The organism is Gardnerella sp. DNF00571G, assembly GCF_049262695.1.
GTDB classification, from domain to species: domain Bacteria; phylum Actinomycetota; class Actinomycetes; order Actinomycetales; family Bifidobacteriaceae; genus Bifidobacterium; species Bifidobacterium piotii.
Genome location: NZ_CP058396.1, coordinates 357863 through 375670, shown reverse-complemented (window position 1 = coordinate 375670; position 17808 = coordinate 357863). Strand labels below are relative to the sequence as shown.

The 17808-nt window shown below is 42.4% G+C and carries 16 protein-coding genes; 4 read left to right on the top strand and 12 right to left on the bottom strand.

Going from position 1 to position 17808, the window contains the following annotated elements; translation table 11 throughout:
• Nucleotides 1–6: 6 nt before the first annotated feature.
• From HXT30_RS01610 to HXT30_RS01565, 10 genes are all read right to left on the bottom strand, one after another.
• Nucleotides 7–780: a DUF3159 domain-containing protein gene (locus HXT30_RS01610; RefSeq protein WP_422111679.1), complete on the bottom strand. Its 774-nt coding sequence runs from the start codon at nucleotides 778–780 to the stop codon at nucleotides 7–9.
• Nucleotides 781–862: 82 nt separating this feature from the next.
• On the bottom strand, nucleotides 863–1672 hold the full coding sequence (locus HXT30_RS01605; RefSeq protein WP_116285675.1) for a DUF3710 domain-containing protein: 810 nt from the start codon (nucleotides 1670–1672) through the stop codon (nucleotides 863–865).
• A gap of 69 nt (nucleotides 1673–1741) precedes the next feature.
• Nucleotides 1742–2635, bottom strand: a complete 894-nt coding sequence (locus tag HXT30_RS01600) for an exodeoxyribonuclease III (RefSeq protein ID WP_422111678.1) — start codon at nucleotides 2633–2635, stop codon at nucleotides 1742–1744.
• A 141-nt stretch (nucleotides 2636–2776) separates the two neighbouring features.
• Nucleotides 2777–3319: an arginine repressor gene (locus HXT30_RS01595; protein ID WP_016636269.1), complete on the bottom strand. Its 543-nt coding sequence runs from the start codon at nucleotides 3317–3319 to the stop codon at nucleotides 2777–2779.
• Between the two features lie 244 nt (nucleotides 3320–3563).
• Complete coding sequence (pheT, locus tag HXT30_RS01590; protein ID WP_422111677.1) at nucleotides 3564–6182, bottom strand: phenylalanine--tRNA ligase subunit beta; 2619 nt, start codon at nucleotides 6180–6182, stop codon at nucleotides 3564–3566.
• 3 nt (nucleotides 6183–6185) lie between these two features.
• Nucleotides 6186–7253 carry a phenylalanine--tRNA ligase subunit alpha gene (gene pheS / locus HXT30_RS01585; RefSeq protein ID WP_032815474.1) on the bottom strand — a complete coding sequence of 356 codons (1068 nt, stop codon included), beginning with the start codon at nucleotides 7251–7253 and terminating at the stop codon, nucleotides 6186–6188.
• 53 nt (nucleotides 7254–7306) lie between these two features.
• Nucleotides 7307–8284, bottom strand: a complete 978-nt coding sequence (locus HXT30_RS01580; RefSeq protein WP_422111676.1) for a TrmH family RNA methyltransferase — start codon at nucleotides 8282–8284, stop codon at nucleotides 7307–7309.
• A 117-nt stretch (nucleotides 8285–8401) separates the two neighbouring features.
• The gene (locus tag HXT30_RS01575; RefSeq protein WP_422111675.1) at nucleotides 8402–9403 is read right to left on the bottom strand and encodes a cation diffusion facilitator family transporter; all 1002 of its coding nucleotides are present in this window, start codon (nucleotides 9401–9403) and stop codon (nucleotides 8402–8404) included.
• A 151-nt stretch (nucleotides 9404–9554) separates the two neighbouring features.
• Complete coding sequence (gene miaA / locus HXT30_RS01570) at nucleotides 9555–10544, bottom strand: tRNA (adenosine(37)-N6)-dimethylallyltransferase MiaA (protein WP_422111674.1); 990 nt, start codon at nucleotides 10542–10544, stop codon at nucleotides 9555–9557.
• Between the two features lie 57 nt (nucleotides 10545–10601).
• On the bottom strand, nucleotides 10602–11198 hold the full coding sequence (locus HXT30_RS01565) for a CarD family transcriptional regulator (RefSeq protein WP_128813736.1): 597 nt from the start codon (nucleotides 11196–11198) through the stop codon (nucleotides 10602–10604).
• A 146-nt stretch (nucleotides 11199–11344) separates the two neighbouring features.
• Between HXT30_RS01565 and glgB the strand changes: the two genes are divergently transcribed.
• The 3 genes from glgB to HXT30_RS01550 are packed head-to-tail and all read left to right on the top strand — an operon-like array spanning nucleotide 11345 to nucleotide 15535.
• The gene (gene glgB / locus HXT30_RS01560; protein WP_422111673.1) at nucleotides 11345–13615 is read left to right on the top strand and encodes a 1,4-alpha-glucan branching protein GlgB; all 2271 of its coding nucleotides are present in this window, start codon (nucleotides 11345–11347) and stop codon (nucleotides 13613–13615) included.
• Nucleotides 13616–13656: 41 nt separating this feature from the next.
• The gene (locus HXT30_RS01555; RefSeq protein ID WP_422111672.1) at nucleotides 13657–14406 is read left to right on the top strand and encodes a response regulator transcription factor; all 750 of its coding nucleotides are present in this window, start codon (nucleotides 13657–13659) and stop codon (nucleotides 14404–14406) included.
• Nucleotides 14378–15535, top strand: coding sequence for a sensor histidine kinase (locus HXT30_RS01550; protein WP_422111671.1), 1158 nt, complete (start codon nucleotides 14378–14380; stop codon nucleotides 15533–15535). Before HXT30_RS01555 ends, HXT30_RS01550 begins: the two co-directional genes overlap by 29 nt.
• Nucleotides 15536–15602: 67 nt before the next feature.
• Here the strand turns inward: HXT30_RS01550 and HXT30_RS01545 are convergent, their stop codons facing one another.
• Nucleotides 15603–16340: a ComF family protein gene (locus HXT30_RS01545; protein ID WP_422111670.1), complete on the bottom strand. Its 738-nt coding sequence runs from the start codon at nucleotides 16338–16340 to the stop codon at nucleotides 15603–15605.
• A 101-nt stretch (nucleotides 16341–16441) separates the two neighbouring features.
• The gene (locus tag HXT30_RS01540) at nucleotides 16442–17254 is read right to left on the bottom strand and encodes an HAD-IIB family hydrolase (RefSeq protein ID WP_422111669.1); all 813 of its coding nucleotides are present in this window, start codon (nucleotides 17252–17254) and stop codon (nucleotides 16442–16444) included.
• Between the two features lie 118 nt (nucleotides 17255–17372).
• Between HXT30_RS01540 and HXT30_RS01535 the strand changes: the two genes are divergently transcribed.
• Nucleotides 17373–17801: a metallopeptidase family protein gene (locus tag HXT30_RS01535; RefSeq protein ID WP_004131993.1), complete on the top strand. Its 429-nt coding sequence runs from the start codon at nucleotides 17373–17375 to the stop codon at nucleotides 17799–17801.
• The last annotated feature ends 7 nt before the right edge of the window (nucleotides 17802–17808 follow it).

Below are 17808 nucleotides of genomic sequence, written 5' to 3'. Positions count from 1 at the left end.
TACCCCTTAGTTCTGCTTCTCTTCACTTTGCTTTTCGCTAATCTGTTTTTCGTCAATCTGCTTTTCTTCACTATAATTTTCTTCTCGATTTTTATGATGAAGACGCATAAATGGCGTTGCAATAATCAAGTAAGAAACCCAAATTGCCAGCGCCCAGAACGGCAATCCCATAAGCAATCGAACAGTGCCAAGCCACACAACGTGATTCGTCAAATATAATGGCACTTGCAAAACAAGCCTCAGCGCAAAAACACCAATCCACAATCCAGTAACATACATATATGCACGCTTAAGTGGCCTGTAATCAAGCCATTCGTGCAGCCACGCGCCAAAATTTTCCGTAGGCATTTTGCGAATCGACTCAATCACAAGCCCGAGAGCTGGCACGCGCGCAATCAGCGAAATCGCAAGAAGTGCACCATAAACAGCGTTTGTAATAAAACCCATCATGTAGTAGTCGCGAGCTTGATGACTAGTCCACACCCAAACAAGGCAAATCCCTACGGAAACAAGCCCACTTAGCGCGCCCATAATCGATTGGCGTTGAATAAGTCGCGCCACCACTTGCAAAACTGCAAGAGCTGCAGACGCAATAACTGTTGTTTGCACGTTTCGCGTTACAACAAAGCAAATAACAAACAGTAAGCCTGGAAGCATGGATTCGATTACGCCTCGAACTCCGCCAAGTGAGTCAATCACAGAAAACGCTTTTCCATCGGATCCAATGGAAGCTAAAGAGGCTAATCCTGAGCGTTTTTTGCTGCTCGCATTTTTTTCCAATACAATATCCTTTGCTACATGACTTTTGCTAACGACTTTTGCTATTCGACTTTTGCTATTCGACTTTTACTATAAAGCTTTACTAACGAACTTCAGAGAACATTGGACCGCGAGTTAGCGTAGTTTTGACTTCTACCTGCTGATCTGCGCCAAGTGGCCCCTTTGGACGGCCTGGAATTTCACCAGAATCACCAGCAGAATCGCCAGAACCACCATTGTCAGAATCTCTAGGAACCGAAACATCATGCATTGGAATCATATCTCGAGGAGCCAATGGCTCACTGCCTCGGTCTACAACAATGTCGCTAAACCACTTGTTAAGCAAAACTGCTTCATCACTCGCCTTTTTTGAATCGCCAGCAGCTACACCAGAAAAGACTCCGCGAAGCATCCAACGCGGACCGTCAACTCCAACAATTCGCGTATCTACAGTCTTATCTTCAACTTTAACTGGTAATATAATCTCTTTGCCAAAAACGCCATTCACTTCCCTGGCATCAGAATTTCCCTTAAGCAAATCCGCGCGAACTTCGCTCCAGATTCCTTCTGTTTTAGGAGCTGCAAACGCCTCAACTTCTACACTAGAAGACCTATACGTAACTGTTATGCCAAGAACTTGGTTAGACTCGCGCTGCTTTTTTACGCGCAACTCTATTCCTTGCAAATACGGAATGCGAATAGCTCCGAAGTCAATATATGTACTTAAATCAGGAACTTTTTCGTCTGAAATATTCCAAGGCCCTCTAAGATTTCCTCGACCCAAATACGTGTCTGCGCTGTATCCGCCTTCAATAAGCTCGTTTAAGGCCGAATTTTGGGATTGCAAATCCGCAAGATTTCCAGCATTTTTACTATCAGCTTTAGCCTTGCGCTTCGACTTAAACCATCCCATAATTCCTCTTTTCTAACGGCCAATGCCACTTTTACTCAACTTCACAAGATTACCACAAGCAAAGCAAAATCACACATTGTATCTTATGCTTAGCGCAGCATGATCCGACCAGCGCGAATCGTAGCTTGGTGCGCGATCAATCACGAATCCGCAAGCAGTTTCAGCAAGCTCTGGAGTAGCAAATTGATAGTCTAAACGCCATCCAACATTGTTATCAAAAGCCTTGCCGCGCTGACTCCACCATGTGTATGGCCCTTGAATATTGCCAGCAAGCATTCGCATAACGTCTACAAATTCATACTCGTTAATCCAGCGGTCGATGTACGCGCGCTCCTCTGGCAAAAATCCAGCACTTTTCTCATTCGCTTTAGCGTTTTTAATGTCTAGAGGAGTGTGAGCAATATTAAAATCACCACACAAAATCGCCTGATTTCCGCCACTTGCAGCAATATCTCTAAGCTCCCCTAATCGCGTAAGCATAGTGTCTAAAAAGCGGAATTTTTGATGCATTTTCTGCGGATCGTCAACATTTCCAGCGTGAACATACACAGATGCAACAGTAATATCATACCCTTCAGGCGTATGAACGTCGGTTTCTATCCAGCGGCCAGAATCCACGTCTTCGCTTAAACCAGGCAAACCGTAACGCTGCTCTACAACTGGCAAAGATGTTACAAGCGCTACTCCAGCACGGCCTTTTATATCGCAAATCTGATTTGTAACGCAAAATTGCTTGTCATTTTGCACAGATTCATTTTGCACAGATTCATCTTGCACAGATTCACCACTTTTAGACGCATACAAATCCTTGATTTTGCTCATAATCGGGTCAATCGCATCTTGCGGAGCGCGAACCTCTTGCATACACCACACATCTGGAGTGTGGTTTTGCACCCAATCAAGCATCCCCTTGCGCTCTGCAGCGCGAATACCATTCAAGTTTGAAGTTGCAATAGTAATCATAAAATCCACTCTAATCGAATATGCATATTACAAATGCATATTACAAATGCACATTACAAATGCACATTACAAAATAACGAATAATTGTATATTTATATCAATAATTGTATCTTTGCGCGCAGCTTTTCTACAGATTTTCAACTACCGTGACGCAACAGAAAGCATCCAATTTGCACGATTTTCTGCTTCTTCGTTAGAAACACAAACCATAAGCACGGTATCATCGCCAGCAACCGAACCTAAAATCCCCTTTAACGGCTGTCTATCAATAACACTAGCAACATATTGAGCAGCACCCGAAGGAGTGTGAATCACAACAATATTATTAGCAAATCCAACTTCTGTAATAAGACCAGAAAGAGTTCTTGCAACTTGCTGATCAATCCTAACCGTATCCATTGCGTGACGGTTGCCAGTGCCATCTCCCAAGACGTACGCAATTCTGCCATCTGTAAGACGAATTTTAACAGCATTTATCTCGTCTAAATCGCGACTCAGAGTTGCTTGAGTAACATCAAAACCATTACGAGCCAAAACAGAAGCAAGCTGCGATTGAGAAGTAATAACCTCGCTTAAAAGCGCCTGCTCAATCGCGTTTAATCGCGCAGCCTTAGTTGCAGGACGTTGCTTGCCAGCAGAGTCATTATCATCAAAATTCCCAAAATTCTTCTTTGCATGAACCATAGCTGACAAACCTTTCTAAAAAAACTATTCCAATCTAATATACATGTATATATGCATAACTTTCCGTATATTTACCAAGATTGGCCAATATTTACTAATATTTATTGATCTTTATTAATATTTGCATATTGGATATAACGAATATACTGGATAAAAATCACAATAAAATCACAATAAAAAAAAATGCGGCCAAACAACTAAAGATAGTTATTCAGCCGCATTAATCAAAAGCTAATTCACGATTTTACACGCGCAAAGTTGCATGCAAATCTTTAGCAGCTTTTGTAATTGCTTCTCGAACCGCTTCCATTTCTTCTCCAGAAAGCGTACGATCTGCAGCTCTAAAAGTCACAGAATAAGCAAGAGAGCGCAAACCATCTGAAAGCTGCTCACCTTCATAAACATCGAACAACTCTATAGACTCAAGCAAATCGCCAGAAGCTTTAACAATAGCTTTCTCTAAGTCGCTAGCACTCAAAGAAGAAGGAGCAACAAACGCAAAGTCCTGCTTAACAGGTGGGAATGTAGAAACAGGCTTTGCTTGAACAGGCTTAACTTGCATAGCATTAAACAATGCGCTCAAATCAAGCTCGAATGCTGCAGAATGCTTTGGCAAATCCAAATTCTCATTCACGCTAGGGTGAAGCTCACCAACAATGCCAATTTCAACATCGTCACCGCCATCAACAGCAACAAACACTTTGGCAGTACGGCCTGGATGCCAAGAAGCAGGAGCATCGTTTGCACTAAGCTGAAGAATCTTAAAATCAACGCCAATGCGCTTTCCTAAACGCTGAACAGCTTCTAGAGCATCGCTGTAATCAACGTCTCGATGCGTACCAAGCCAGCCAGTTTCTTCTGCTTTGCCAGTAAAAAGCGCTGCAACATGCAAAGGCTGCTTAGGCAAACCTGCATCCAAAGCTGCAAGCTGAGCATCCGTAGGGCGAACCGAGCCAGGCAAAGCAGGAATTGCAGGAGCATTAGGATCTGCAAAATACACGTGGCCAAGCTCATAAAGCGAAACATTACTCAAGCCGCGGCGAATATTTCTGCGAACCGTTCCAGCTAAAGCGGTAAGAACATTCCTGCGAAGCCAAGGACGGTCTCCTGCCAAAGGATTTGCGATTTTTACGCTAACTTTAGCAACAGAATCAACGTCTTCACAGAAAGCATCAAAATCTTCCTTACCAACAAACGGGTAGCTCAAAGATTCAACTAAGCCCATTTCTGCAAGCTCGTAAGCAATAGCTCTACGAGTTGCTTGTTCCTGCGTTAAACCAGTTTTGCCAGTAACAGGAACAGCTGGAACCTTAACAGGAATCTCATCGTAGCCAACAAGGCGCGCAATTTCTTCAACCAAATCGCATGGATCATTCAAGTCTGGGCGCCAAGTTGGAGGCAAAACAGAGAACGAACCATTTCCGCCGCCAGCAACCGAGCATCCAATATCCGTAAGAATATCGCTAATGCGGTTCAAATCAATGCTTAATCCAGAAACGCGCTCTACCTCGCTAGCTTTGAAAACAATAACGTTTCTATCAACAGTATTGTTTACGTCTGTAGGCGTATTAGAAGGCTCTCCAGAACCAAACTCGCTAAGCATTGTAACAGCCATTTGCGCAGCTGCAGGCTGAAGCTGAGTATCTACTCCGCGCTCAAAGCGGCGAGAAGCCTCGGTTGGAAGCTTATGCCTACGAGCTGTACGCGCAATAGAAACGGGATCAAAGTGTGCAGCTTCAACAAGAATATTCTTTGTTTCGCTTGTCACTTCTCCATACATTCCGCCCATTACGCCAGCAAGTCCAAGAACACGCGAACCGTGATTTCCCTTTGGAGAATCGCAAATAAGCAAGTCCTCAACGTTAAGCTCTCTATCTTTGCCATCTAAAGTTGTTAAATGCTCCCCAGCTTTAGCACGGCGAATAACAATAGGACCTTCAATCTTATCTAAATCATAAGCGTGAAGAGGCTGACCTAAGTCAAGCATTACGTAATTTGTAACGTCTACTGCAAGAGATATTCCACGCATTCCAGCGCGAGTCAAACGCCTACGCATCCAATTAGGGCTTGCGGATTGTGGATTAAAGTTTCTAACTACACGCGCGTAGTATCGATCACATCCAACAACGCCATGAATAGGATTTGTATCTTCAATGCTAACTTCAATATCTGTAGACGCGTTTTCAACAGAAACTTGACTTGCCTTATTATTAAGTTCCACTACTGGATCCGTGTATGCAGCACCAGTTGAATGGTGATATTCGCGCGCAACACCCCTGTAAGAGAACGCGTATCCGCGATCAGGAGTGATGTTAATCTCTAGCAAAGGCTTGTTTAAGTGAAGAAGCGACATTGCGTCATCTCCAGGCTTTAATGCCTCGTATTCTGCTTTGGAGAATCCGTATTCACGAAGCAAAATAATGCCATCGTGGCTATCTCCCAACCCAAGCTCGCGCTCGGATGCACACATTCCATTAGAAATGTGGCCGTAAGTTTTGCGAGGCTCAATCTTAAAATCGCCAGGCAAAACAGCGCCAGGAAGAGTTACAACAACCTTTTCTCCAGCAGCCATATTTGGAGCACCGCAAATAATTCCACGAGGAACCTTATTGCCATTTTCGTCTACCTCGTTGTATTTATCTCCAACATCAACATGGCACCAATTAATAACCTTGCCATTCTTTTGTGGCTCTGGAGTAGCATCAACAACGTAACCTACAACAATAGGACCTGTAACTTGAGAATCGTGAATCTCTTCTTCTTCTAAGCCAACTCGCACCAAATCTTTAGCAAGCTGATCATAAGTCAAACCTTCTGGCACTTCAACATGATCTTTAAGCCAGTCAATATCTACCATTGGCATGAGTTACTCTCCCATCACAAACTGTTCTGCGAAGCGCTTATCGCCTTCAACCAAATCGTGCATATCGTTAATATCGTGACGAAGCAGCAAAGTGCGCTCCAAACCAACACCGAAAGCAAATCCCGTATAAACATCTGGGTCTAAGCCTGCAGACTTAAGAACGTTCGGGTTAACCATTCCGCATCCGCCCCATTCAATCCAACCTGGGCCACCCTTTTTATCTGGGAACCAAAGATCCAACTCCGCGCTAGGCTCCGTGAACGGGAAGTAGCTTGGGCGCAAACGGCTTTTTGCATCTGGGCCAAACATTGCAACAGCAAGGCGATCAAGAACACCCTTTAGATCTGCCATGCTTAGGTGCTTATCTACAGCCAAAGCTTCGCATTGATGGAAGACTGGCGTATGCGTTGCATCAAGCTCATCCGTGCGGAACACGCGGCCTGGAGAGGCAATGTACAGAGGAACGCCTCGCTCAATTAACGCGCGAACCTGGTCGGAGGAAGTTTGCGTACGCAAAACCATGTTAGATCCAACAAATCCTGCAGCATCCTTTGCCTGATTTCCCTGCACGTAGAAAGTATCTTGCATTTGGCGAGCAGGATGATCTGGGCCAAAGTTCAATGCATCAAAGTCGAACCACTCTGTTTCAACTTCTGGACCTGCAGAAATCTGCCAACCCATAGACACAAAAAAGTCTTCAAAATCTTCAATAATACGCGCAATCGGATGGCGAGCGCCAAGCGGCTTACGATTTATTGGCAAAGTCATATCGACTGTTTCTTTTTGAAGCATATTTGCTTCTTCTTGAGCTTTAATACGCTCTTGAGCCGCCGCAAATTCCCTACCAAAATCAGCACGCAAAGCAGACATTACTTTGCCGGCTTCTTTCTTTTCTTCTACTGGAAGACTTCCAATAGCTTTGCTAGCAAGTGTCATTGCAGACTGAGCGCCAGCATACTTAGTTTTTGCCGCTTTTAGATCTTCCATTGTTTTAGCGGCTTGAACACAAGCAATGCCCTCTTTTACTACCTTTGTAATTGACTTTGCGTCAAATGGCTGACTCTTTGCCACAGCACCCTTCCTATCCGTGTATGCGTACTTTTGTGAAGCATTCAAAAAACGTCTCAAATCCCCATTTTTCGCTCATGACTAGACATAGCCAAGCCCATTAGCATTACCGCTGCACTGGTTGCTAAGTTCATTGATTCTGCTTTTCCGTAGATTGGTATTACCGATATTTCGTCTACTTTATTTAAGACTTCTTGCGGCAATCCTCTGGCTTCGTTTCCAAATAATATTGCGGTATTAGACGTGATATTATCGGCGATATTAGACTCATTTCTAAACGAATCTAAAACACGCGCAAACGACTTTGGCTTTTTATTTTCCGTTCCATAAATATCAGCAGCAATCACTTTAATCTTTGCATTTTTTGCCCAATCAAACCATTCGTTTTCGCTCATTTTTACTACTGGCAAGTGGAATAACGATCCTGCACTAGAGCGAACAAGCTTTGAGTTAAATCGGCTTACGCAATCGTCAACAAAAACAACAGCATTGCATCCAGCTACGTCTGCAACGCGAATAATCGCGCCAGCGTTGCCTGGGTCTCTTACTTGCCAACATGATGCAATTAATATGTCTTTATTGTTGCAAGATTTAGCATCATCGCTGCTCTCTAGCCCAGATTTATTAGCCTCACTAATCTTATTAAATTCTTTACTAAATTCTTCGTCTAAAACCTTAGAATCGCAAAGTGCAACAATCCCCTGGCAATCCGTGCTGATTTTTCGCATAACTTCTGCTGTTGCAGGATGAACATAGCAATTATTTTTTAATGATTCGTCAACGATTTTAGCGATTACTTCTATAGGTCCGCCACTGGTGGCGCCACTATAACTACGATTACTGCCACTATTAACAGCATCTTGCAAAACATAAATGTCTAAAATCGATTTACGCGCGTACCTTACAGCTTCCCTAACGCTTTGCGGGCCTTCAACTAAAAAGCGCCCATCCCCTCGCGATTTTGCGCGCCTTATTGCACAAATGCGCTTAACGCGATCGCTATGCGCGTTGTCTATTAACTCTTTTAACGGCATAATATCACTCTACTTTACATGTATTTACATTTACATGTATTTACAACACGCGTAACTGTTGCAATACAAAACTACTCAAAAACTACTCAAAAACTACTCAAAAACTACTCAACAAAACTACTCGTGATGCTCCGACGAACTTTGAGTAGTATATCCCTCCGGCTCCAACTGGAACGTTGTATGCGAAACAGAAACTGGAAAATGCTCACGCAAACAATCTTGAAGCTGGCTTAAAATATCTGCACACTGCCCCATCGTCAAATCGCGCTCAACAACAACATGCGCCATAAAAATAGGCATTCCTGTAGAAACAGTACTTGCATGCAAATCGTGAACAGCAAGAACGTGAGGAACGTGCTCAAGATGGTCTCGAACTTTTTCTATATCCAATCCTTCTGGAGTTTGCTCAAGCAAAACTTTTACAGCATTTTTAAGCAAGTGCAACGCTCTAGGAATCATCAAAATTGCTATAATTCCACCAGCTACAGCGTCGAAACCGCTCCAATTTGTAGCTATCATAACCAATGCAGAAACAACTACTGCTACAGAGCCTAAAGCATCGTTCATAACTTCCAAAAACGCTGCTCGCATATTCATATTGTCTTTAGATTGAGAAACAAGAATTATAAGCGAAGCAATATTTGCAAGAAGACCTAGAATACCAAAGAAAAGCAGCTGATTTACACTGTGGATTTCATTATGACTTGCGCCAAAAAGACGCATCCCCGACTCCACAATCGCATAAACGCCTACAAAAAGAAGCACAAGAGCGCCAGCTGCAGCAGTAATCACTTCTAGCCTTGCCCACCCCCAAGTGCGCTTTGCATTAGGCTTTTTGCGCATTAAAATCGCAGTAACCGTAGATGCAGCTAAAACGGAAATATCCGTTAGCATATGACCAGCATCAATCAGCAAAGAAATCGAATTAGTTAAAATAGATCCGATTACTTCTGCCAAAAACACAATTGACGTTAACGCTAGTGATAGCGAAAGCTTATGCTGATGCGCGTGACTTGCGCTAATAGCATCTTGCAAAGAAGCGGCATTAGTTCCAGAAGTACTTAAATCATTCTTCTCTAAGATTTCACTGGAAGAGTTTGACAAATGATGATTATTCACACAAATCTCCTATGTTCATACAAATAAGTATCTCGATATCGTTTCTCAATATCATTCCCAATATGCCTTATACGCAATGAACCCCAGCCTAAGCTAGGGTTCACGCATAAACATCTAAAGATTAATTATCTAAAAACTTATTCTATTATTACTATTCGACAATTAACGCGCCAAGATGATGAGAAGTTGATTCAGCAATCAAATCATCTTTAAAATTACCATTATCCGCCGCGTCGATTATTTCCATAGCATCGTCAACAACGTTTGACTTCAAAGCATTAATCCAATGAATACGAGAGTCTCTTCCAAACCAGCCCATTTGCTTGCGCGCAAGTCGCCTAGTTTTTTGCGCAATATCGTCAAATGCTTCGTCTTCACTACACAAACCGTCTAAATAGTCCATTATTTGCTTGTATCCCAAAGCCCTTATAGCAGTAACACCAAGCTTTGAGCGAATCTCTTTAACTTCGTTTACAAAACCCTGCTCGCGCATCATTTTTGTGCGAAGATCCACTCGTGCATCTAAATCTTCTCTACTTAAGTCCAATCCGATTTGCACGCAATCAATCAAATACTTGTATTTTGGCAAAGTTGCAGAATACGGCTTACCTGTTAGCTCAATAACTTCTAGCGCGCGAATTGTTCGGCGCGAATTTCTTGGATCCATATTTTTAGCTGCAACGGGGTCTAGCTTTTGCAATTCTTCAAAAAGCGCCATTGCTCCTTGCGATTTTTCGCGCTCTTCCAAAGCTTTGCGAACAGCAGGATTCGTGCCAGGAAAAGTTATATCATCTACAGCAGCCCGAGCATATAGACCAGATCCTCCAACAAGAATCGGGCGAATACCTTTTTCTTGCAAATCGCGTATGCATTGGCGCGCAAGCGTTTGAAACTTTGCAACGCTCATAGATTCTTGAGGATCAATAATGTCTATTAAATGATGCTTAACCGCGCTTTGCTCTTCTTTAGTGGCTTTTGCTGTACCAATATCCATATAACGGTACATTTGATATGCGTCTGCGTTAATAATTTCCGCTTTTACACCGCGTTCAGCAAATTTCTTTGCAATAGCAATACCAAGACTCGTTTTGCCAGATGCTGTTGGTCCTACAATCGAAATCACTTTCGGCGGTTTGCACACAATGCGCTCCTACGTAGCAAATTTAAGCTAATAAAATTTAAGCTAATAAAAATAAACTTACTTCTTCTTAGCTTTTTTAGACTTTTCCGCAAGCAATCTAAGAGTATCTGCAGCTGCTTCTTCTGGAGCATGAGTATGGTGTTCCTCGTCTCCAGGCAAAGGATTAGCATATCCAAGATTCACATTAAGCAAACGTTCTGCTTGAGTCTCGTCAATCTTTTCCGATAATGCGATTTCCGATATAAGAATACTGCGAGCGCGCGCAAGCATGCGCTTTTCTCCAGCAGAAAGTCCGTGTTCATCAACGTCTCGCTGCGACAAATCGCGAACAACTTCCGCAATCTTATTAACATCGCCCGTAGCAATTTTCTCAACGTTAAGCTTGTATCTTCTAGACCAATTCATTTCTTTTTCAATGATTGGCGTACGCAAAATCTCAAAAACTTTAGCAACCTCTTTGGCGCCAACAATGTCTCGAACGCCAACTTTTTTAACATTATCTACAGGAACGTTAATCTCTAAACCATCTGAAGACAATACGACTAAGCGCAAATATTGCCTAGTAACACCCTTAACAGTACGTTCACTAATTTCCTCGACTCTAGCCGCACCATGACGAGGATAGACGACCATATCGCCGACTTGATAACCCACAGAACCCTCCGTATGCACAGAAAAACTCATTTCAGTTTCCCATAAGGCAAAGACTTGAACGCTTCTAAATTATTTTTTTGACTTATTAGTCAAACTTTGCTCAAAACACACAAGACATACGCAAATAATGTTGTATGATAGACAACATGAGTACAGTATCTAACATCAATGAAGATGCAATCGCAGTTGCCGTTCGTCAAGACGTGCTTGCTGCGGTGAGCAATGCAGAATATTACAATCCTCACGAGGTCCTTGGTGGACATCTCGGAACTGGCAATGGCGCTGGTACTGCCACGGTTCGCGTTTTACGACCAATGGCCAAGAAAGTAACAATTCTCACTAAGAGCGGCGAATACGAAGCTCAGCACGAATACAATGGCATTTTTGTTGCCACTATTCCTGCAACCAAACACGCTAAAAGCAAAGAATGGTCTGTTCCTAGCTATCGCATTCGTACCGTAGAAGTAGACGGCACAGAGTCTGTAGACGACGATCCGTACCGCCACTTGCCTCAAATCGGCGACATGGACATGTACCTGTTTGGCGAAGGCAGGCACGAAAGACTTTGGGAAGCACTAGGTGCTCATGTTAAAAGCATTACTGATTCTTGGGGTCTTGTATGCCCAGAAACAGGCAAAATGGTTAAAAAAGTTACTGGAACATCCTTTACTGTGTGGGCTCCAAATGCTCGCGCTGTAAGAGTTGTTGGCAACTTTAACTATTGGAATGGCCGACGTCACGCAATGCGTTCACTTGGCTCTAGTGGCATTTGGGAGCTTTTTATTCCAGGAGTAGGCGCAGGCGAGGTTTACAAGTTTGAGATTATGACTCAAGCTGGAAACTGGATTATGAAGGCAGACCCAATGGAGCGCTCGCACGAAGTTCCACCTAACACTGGCTCTGTTGTTGTTGACTCCGACTTTAAGTGGCACGATAGCGAATGGCTTGAGCATCGCGCAAAAACTAATGCGCACGATGGCCCTGTTAGCATTTACGAAATTCAAGCAAATAGCTGGAATCGCGATTACGACAATTATCGCGAGCTTGCAGATCACTTGGTTGATTACGTTCAGCAAGAAGGCTTTACTCACGTTGAGTTTATGCCTCTTACACAATACCCATTCTCGGGATCTTGGGGATATCAAGTTACAGGATATTATGCTGTTGATTCCAGGCTTGGAAGTCCAGACGACTTTAAGTACTTAGTAAACAAGCTCCACAAGGCTGGAATTGGTGTGATTATGGATTGGGTTCCAGCACACTTCCCTAAGGATGACTTTGCTTTGGGTAGATTCGACGGCACTGCGCTTTACGAAGACCCAGATCCACTTCGCGGTGAGCACCCAGATTGGGGAACGTACATATTTAACTTTGGCAGACACGAGGTTCGTAACTTCTTGGTTGCTAACGCGTGCTTCTGGCTTAGCGAGTATCACGTTGACGCTTTGCGAGTAGACGCTGTTTCTTCTATGCTCTACTTGGATTACAGCCGCGAAGCTGGCCAATGGCGTCCAAACATGTATGGCGGACGCGAAAACCTTGAAGCTATTGACTTTATTAAGGAAGCGAACGCTACTGCATACAAGAATAATCCTGGAATTATGATGATTGCAGAAGAGTCCACTGCATATCAAGGCGTTACTGCTCCTACAGACATGGGCGGCTTAGGCTTTGGCTTAAAGTGGAACATGGGCTGGATGCACGACACTTTGCAATACCTTAAAGAAGAGCCGATTAATCGCCGTTGGCATCACAACGAAATCACATTCTCTATGGTTTACGCATATTCCGAGCATTACGTGTTGCCTCTTAGCCACGATGAAGTTGTGTATGGCAAAGGATCTCTTCTTGGAAAGATGCCTGGAGACGAATGGCAACAGTTTGCTGGCCTTCGAGCTCTCTTGGCGTATCAATGGTCTCACCCAGGAAAGAATCTTCTGTTTATGGGCGGAGAAATCGGCCAGTCTTGCGAATGGAACTTCAACAATTCGCTTAATTGGCACGAGCTTCAATGGCCATTCCATCAAGGAGTTCAAAAGCTGGTTGCAGATCTTAATGCTTTGTATAAGAGCTCTAGGGCATTCTGGAGCCAAGACTTTACGCCAGACGGATTCCAGTGGCTTACTAGCGACGATTCCGACCACAACACATTAAGCTACATGCGAATCGGAGACGACGGCGAAGAAATCGTTGTTGTTGTTAACTTCTCTGGTCAAGCATGGCAAGATTACCAAGTGGCATTACCTAAGGGTGGAAAGTGGCAAGAGATTCTTACTACAGACGACGCTAAGTATTGCGGATCCGATATTCACAACGGCACATTTACTGCTGCCGCCGAAGAGTATCATTCCAGGCCGTATTCTGCAAGGATTACTGTTCCAGCACTTGGAGCTGTATTCCTTAAGCCACTAGATTAAGGTAATGATTAAATAGCTAAAAGGAATCTAAACTAGGTAAAATGTTGGACACTCCATTGCAAACAAGTGCTCCTCGAACAATTCTTGTTGTAGAAGACGAGCCAGATTTAGCTACAGCTATAGCGCAAAGAATTGCTGCTAGAGGTTGGAAAGCTAGAGTTGTTTGTGATGGAGTGTCTGCTGTTAAAGCAGCGTTAAGCTTAAAACCAGACCTTATAATCATGGATATTATGCTTCCGATTATGGATGGCATAGAAGCAACGCGAAGAATAGTATCTAAATGCCCTATTCCTGTTCTTATGCTTACAGCAAGAGACTCAGAAGCAGATAAGTTGGCTGGGCTAAGCGCAGGAGCAGACGACTATGTTACAAAGCCATTCTCCCCTAGAGAGCTTATTGCAAGATGTGGTGCGCTTTTAAGAAGAGTTGAGCGCGCGGCAATAATTGCAAAAAGAGAACAATACAACACTTTGATTAAGTTTGGAAACTTGATTATTGACACAAAGCAAAGACTTGTTACGATTGGCGAAAAAGCAATCCACTTTACGCCTACAGAGTTTTCTTTACTTACGACTTTTGCAAATCACCCTCACGAAGTGTTAAAAAGAGAAACGCTTTTAGAAAAAGTCTGGGATTGGCCAGATGCTTCGGGAACACGCACAGTTGATTCCCACGTTAAATCTTTAAGACATAAGATTGGATCTGATTGGATTCGCACAATACATGGAGTAGGCTACGCTTTTGAGCCACCTAAAGAAGATTATGAGCCAGAATTTGATTCGCAAGAATAGTAAAAATAGTAAAGATCATAAGAACATAGAAAATAGCAGCTTACTAAAGAGTTCATTAAAAAATTCAATGAAGAATACTCTAAAAAGCCCACTAAAAAACCCACTGCCTCATCCTAAAAGCGCAATAGGATTTTTTACGTCATTAAAAGGCGAATTGTCTGCGATTATTGTTTTTGCAACCGCTATAGCATTTGTTATGGCATGGTTTTTGCTAAAAGTTGGATTAAGCGGTTGGATTGCAATGCCACTAACTCTTGCAGTTGCATTAGGAATAACATACGCGTTTTCTAGAGGATTAACTTCCCCACTTAGACAAATGCGCGATGCTGCAGAAACGATGGCAGATGGCGACTATTCTGTGCGTGTTCAAATCGAAAGCAGAAAAGACGAAGTTGGAAAGCTCACTCTTGCTTTTAACGAGATGGCAGAAGAACTAGAGCACGCAGACAACATGCGCCGAGACCTTATAGCAAACGTTAGCCATGAGCTTAGAACGCCTGTTAGCGCGTTGCAAGCAATGGTAGAAAACCTTGCAGATGGCGTTGTGGAGCCAACGCCTTCCAATATGGAAGCAATCGTAAATCAAACACATAAATTAGCTGATTTAATCACTTTTCTTCTTGACTTATCTAGAGTAGAAGCAGGCGCAGAAAGTCTTGTTATTACAAGTTTTGACTTTAAAGACTTTATTAACAACATTGTAGAAACAGTAAAAATCGCAGACGCGGGTCACAATCACAGCATAAGTCTTAATATTGAAAACAACATTATGCTTGTTGGAGACAAAAATCGCCTATCTCAATTGTTTACAAACGTAGTATCTAACGCAATCAAGCATTCTGCAGACAACACTAAAATTCTTATAAACGCTAAGTCGAATCACGAAAAAAATATTTTAGTTTGCAATGTTATTAATTTTGGAACGCAAATTCCTGAAGAAAATCGCGCGGATATTTTCCGCAGATTTGTTAAGGGAAATCAAGGAATAGGAACAGAGTCTGGCGGAACTGGATTAGGACTTTCTATTGCAAGATGGGCTGCTCTGCTTCATCACGGAAACGTTAGAGTTGTAGACGATAAGCGCGGAGTTAATTTTGAGATAACATTGCCGCTTACATACAGCGAATAGAAAGATTGCGCGAGTTTTAATAGACGAACACGCAGCCTAAACACGCGAAATCCATAATCACGCAAATCTAAGAGTATAAAACGCTTTCTTTAGACCACACTCCAGCCAGCGCAAAACACGCAAAAACAGCAACACCGCTTTTATTTAGCTCTTTAACACAGTTTTTTAGCGTAGACCCCGTAGTAATAATGTCGTCTATAATAATCACTTTGTACCCGCTTTTAATGCCCTTTACGTTTACAGATAAACCTTTAGACGTGCGCAAAGACCTTTGCCTACTCCCCCTTGCTTGAACCGATTTTCCCCTTACATTAATCATTTTAATTGCTTTAACAAAAGTAGCATCAATACCTTGTTTTTTAAGACTTTTAACAACATTTTTAGCTATTGGATCCATGTGACTTCTGCCGCGCTTTCTTTTAGACGCAAAAGACGAAGGAACTGGAATAATGGCCACTTTGCTTGAGCTTCCAACAACACTAATAATCAAGCTAAAAAGCAAGTTAGAAAAAGGCTTATCTAAAAGTTGGTTTCCATGATCTTTCCATTGCAAAATACACCTTCTTACAGCCCATCCGTATGTTGCACAAGAATAAATATTTTTGCAAAACACTCCGCTAAACGGATCAATATGCCACTTACTAAACTTTGATTTGCATTCGTTGCAAAGTACGCAATCTGCCATTGAGCAGCCAGCACAAGAAATTGGAAAAATAAAGTTAAGAATAGTCTTAAATAAACTTACCCAAGAAACGTTGAAAATAAGCCAATTTTGTTTGCTTTTGTTAAGGTTTTTGTAAATCATAAAAAGACGATAGCAATGCTAAAAACAAATGGCAATAAAATTAGAGCAATGTGGTTAAAGGCTTTTTACTTAAAACTTTAGTTAAGTATTTACTTAAGACTTTAGTTAAGACTTTCTAATAGCTTAGAGCACAATTCAAAAGTGTTATTAGGGTTTTTTACGCAAATCGCAAGCGCTCCTGTTAAAGAAGTTGGGTAATCGTTACCGCCTTTGTACATGCGATCTCCCACAAAAGCAACAGATTTTAGCGAAATGTCGCAAATCTTACAAAGAGAATCAAGAGCATAAGCCTTGTTGTTTCCTTTGCAAACAATATCAACACTTGTCTCTCCACCAGCTCGCACAGAAAAGTCGGGCAAATATGCAGAAATTTGTTCAGCTAGCTGCTCCTTTAGCTTGCCACTAGGATCCCAATCCTTTTTAAGTTCGATTGGAGCAAGCTGACCTAGTGCAGAAAAAGTGATTTGAGTACCACGATTTTCTATTTGACTACCCCAAAGGTCTTTGTCTCCAACGCTTTTTAGCAATCCCATTTTTTTAGCGCAATCTTTAACAACACTAATAATGCGATTTGCGTCTTTTACGGAAATCGTGTGAGAATACACGCATTTAAGACTGCCATCAACAATTCGATAATAGCTTGTTCCATTAGTTGGCATAATGTGAAAATTGTCTAAATTCGTAGAAGCAGGCAAAACGCTTAAAACTTGGCTTTTGACTAATCGCAAGTCTCCGCCCGTAATTAAAGCAATTGGCATTTTATTGATTAAATCGCCAAAAACCTTGCACATTGGGCTAATCATAGGCTTTTTAGAACATGCAAGAGTGTTGTCTAAGTCAAAACCAATAAGTGAACACAAAGCAAGACGCTCACAAAGTCCCTGCTCATTGTACTCATGAATATTTGGCTCCAACGATTTCCTCCTGTACAAACTATGCAATTCAAGTATTCCATATTATCAACATATTTACTACACCGTTTTGTGTTTGCACATTAATCAAATGCCCTAGCATACAAATAAAGTTAAGTGTATGACGTCTTTAGTATGGGAACAAAAAAGATACAGAAACCGCCACGGACGCGGCATGCGCGCGCCAATGTTTGGCACGCGACTTCCTAGATACAGAACAGCCAGCGGAATGTTCGATTCAATGGTAGCAGCTCAAATTAGAAGACTTAACAGCGCTTGGTCAAATCTTATAAAAGACGTTCAATTTGCTGTAGAAGATGTTCCTCCAAGCCAGCCAGTTTTGTGGGAAAGTAATAAAAGAATAATGTCTCAAGCTTTTCCTGCATCTAAAGGAATACCACAAAGAATAGTTTTGTACAGACTTCCACTATGCACACACGTTACTAGCAGAGCGGAGCTTCAATACGCGATTAGAGACGAGATAGTGCAACGTTTAGCAGAATTGTACGGAAGAAGACCAGAAGAAATCGACCCAGATTGGGGATTGTAAATAACAG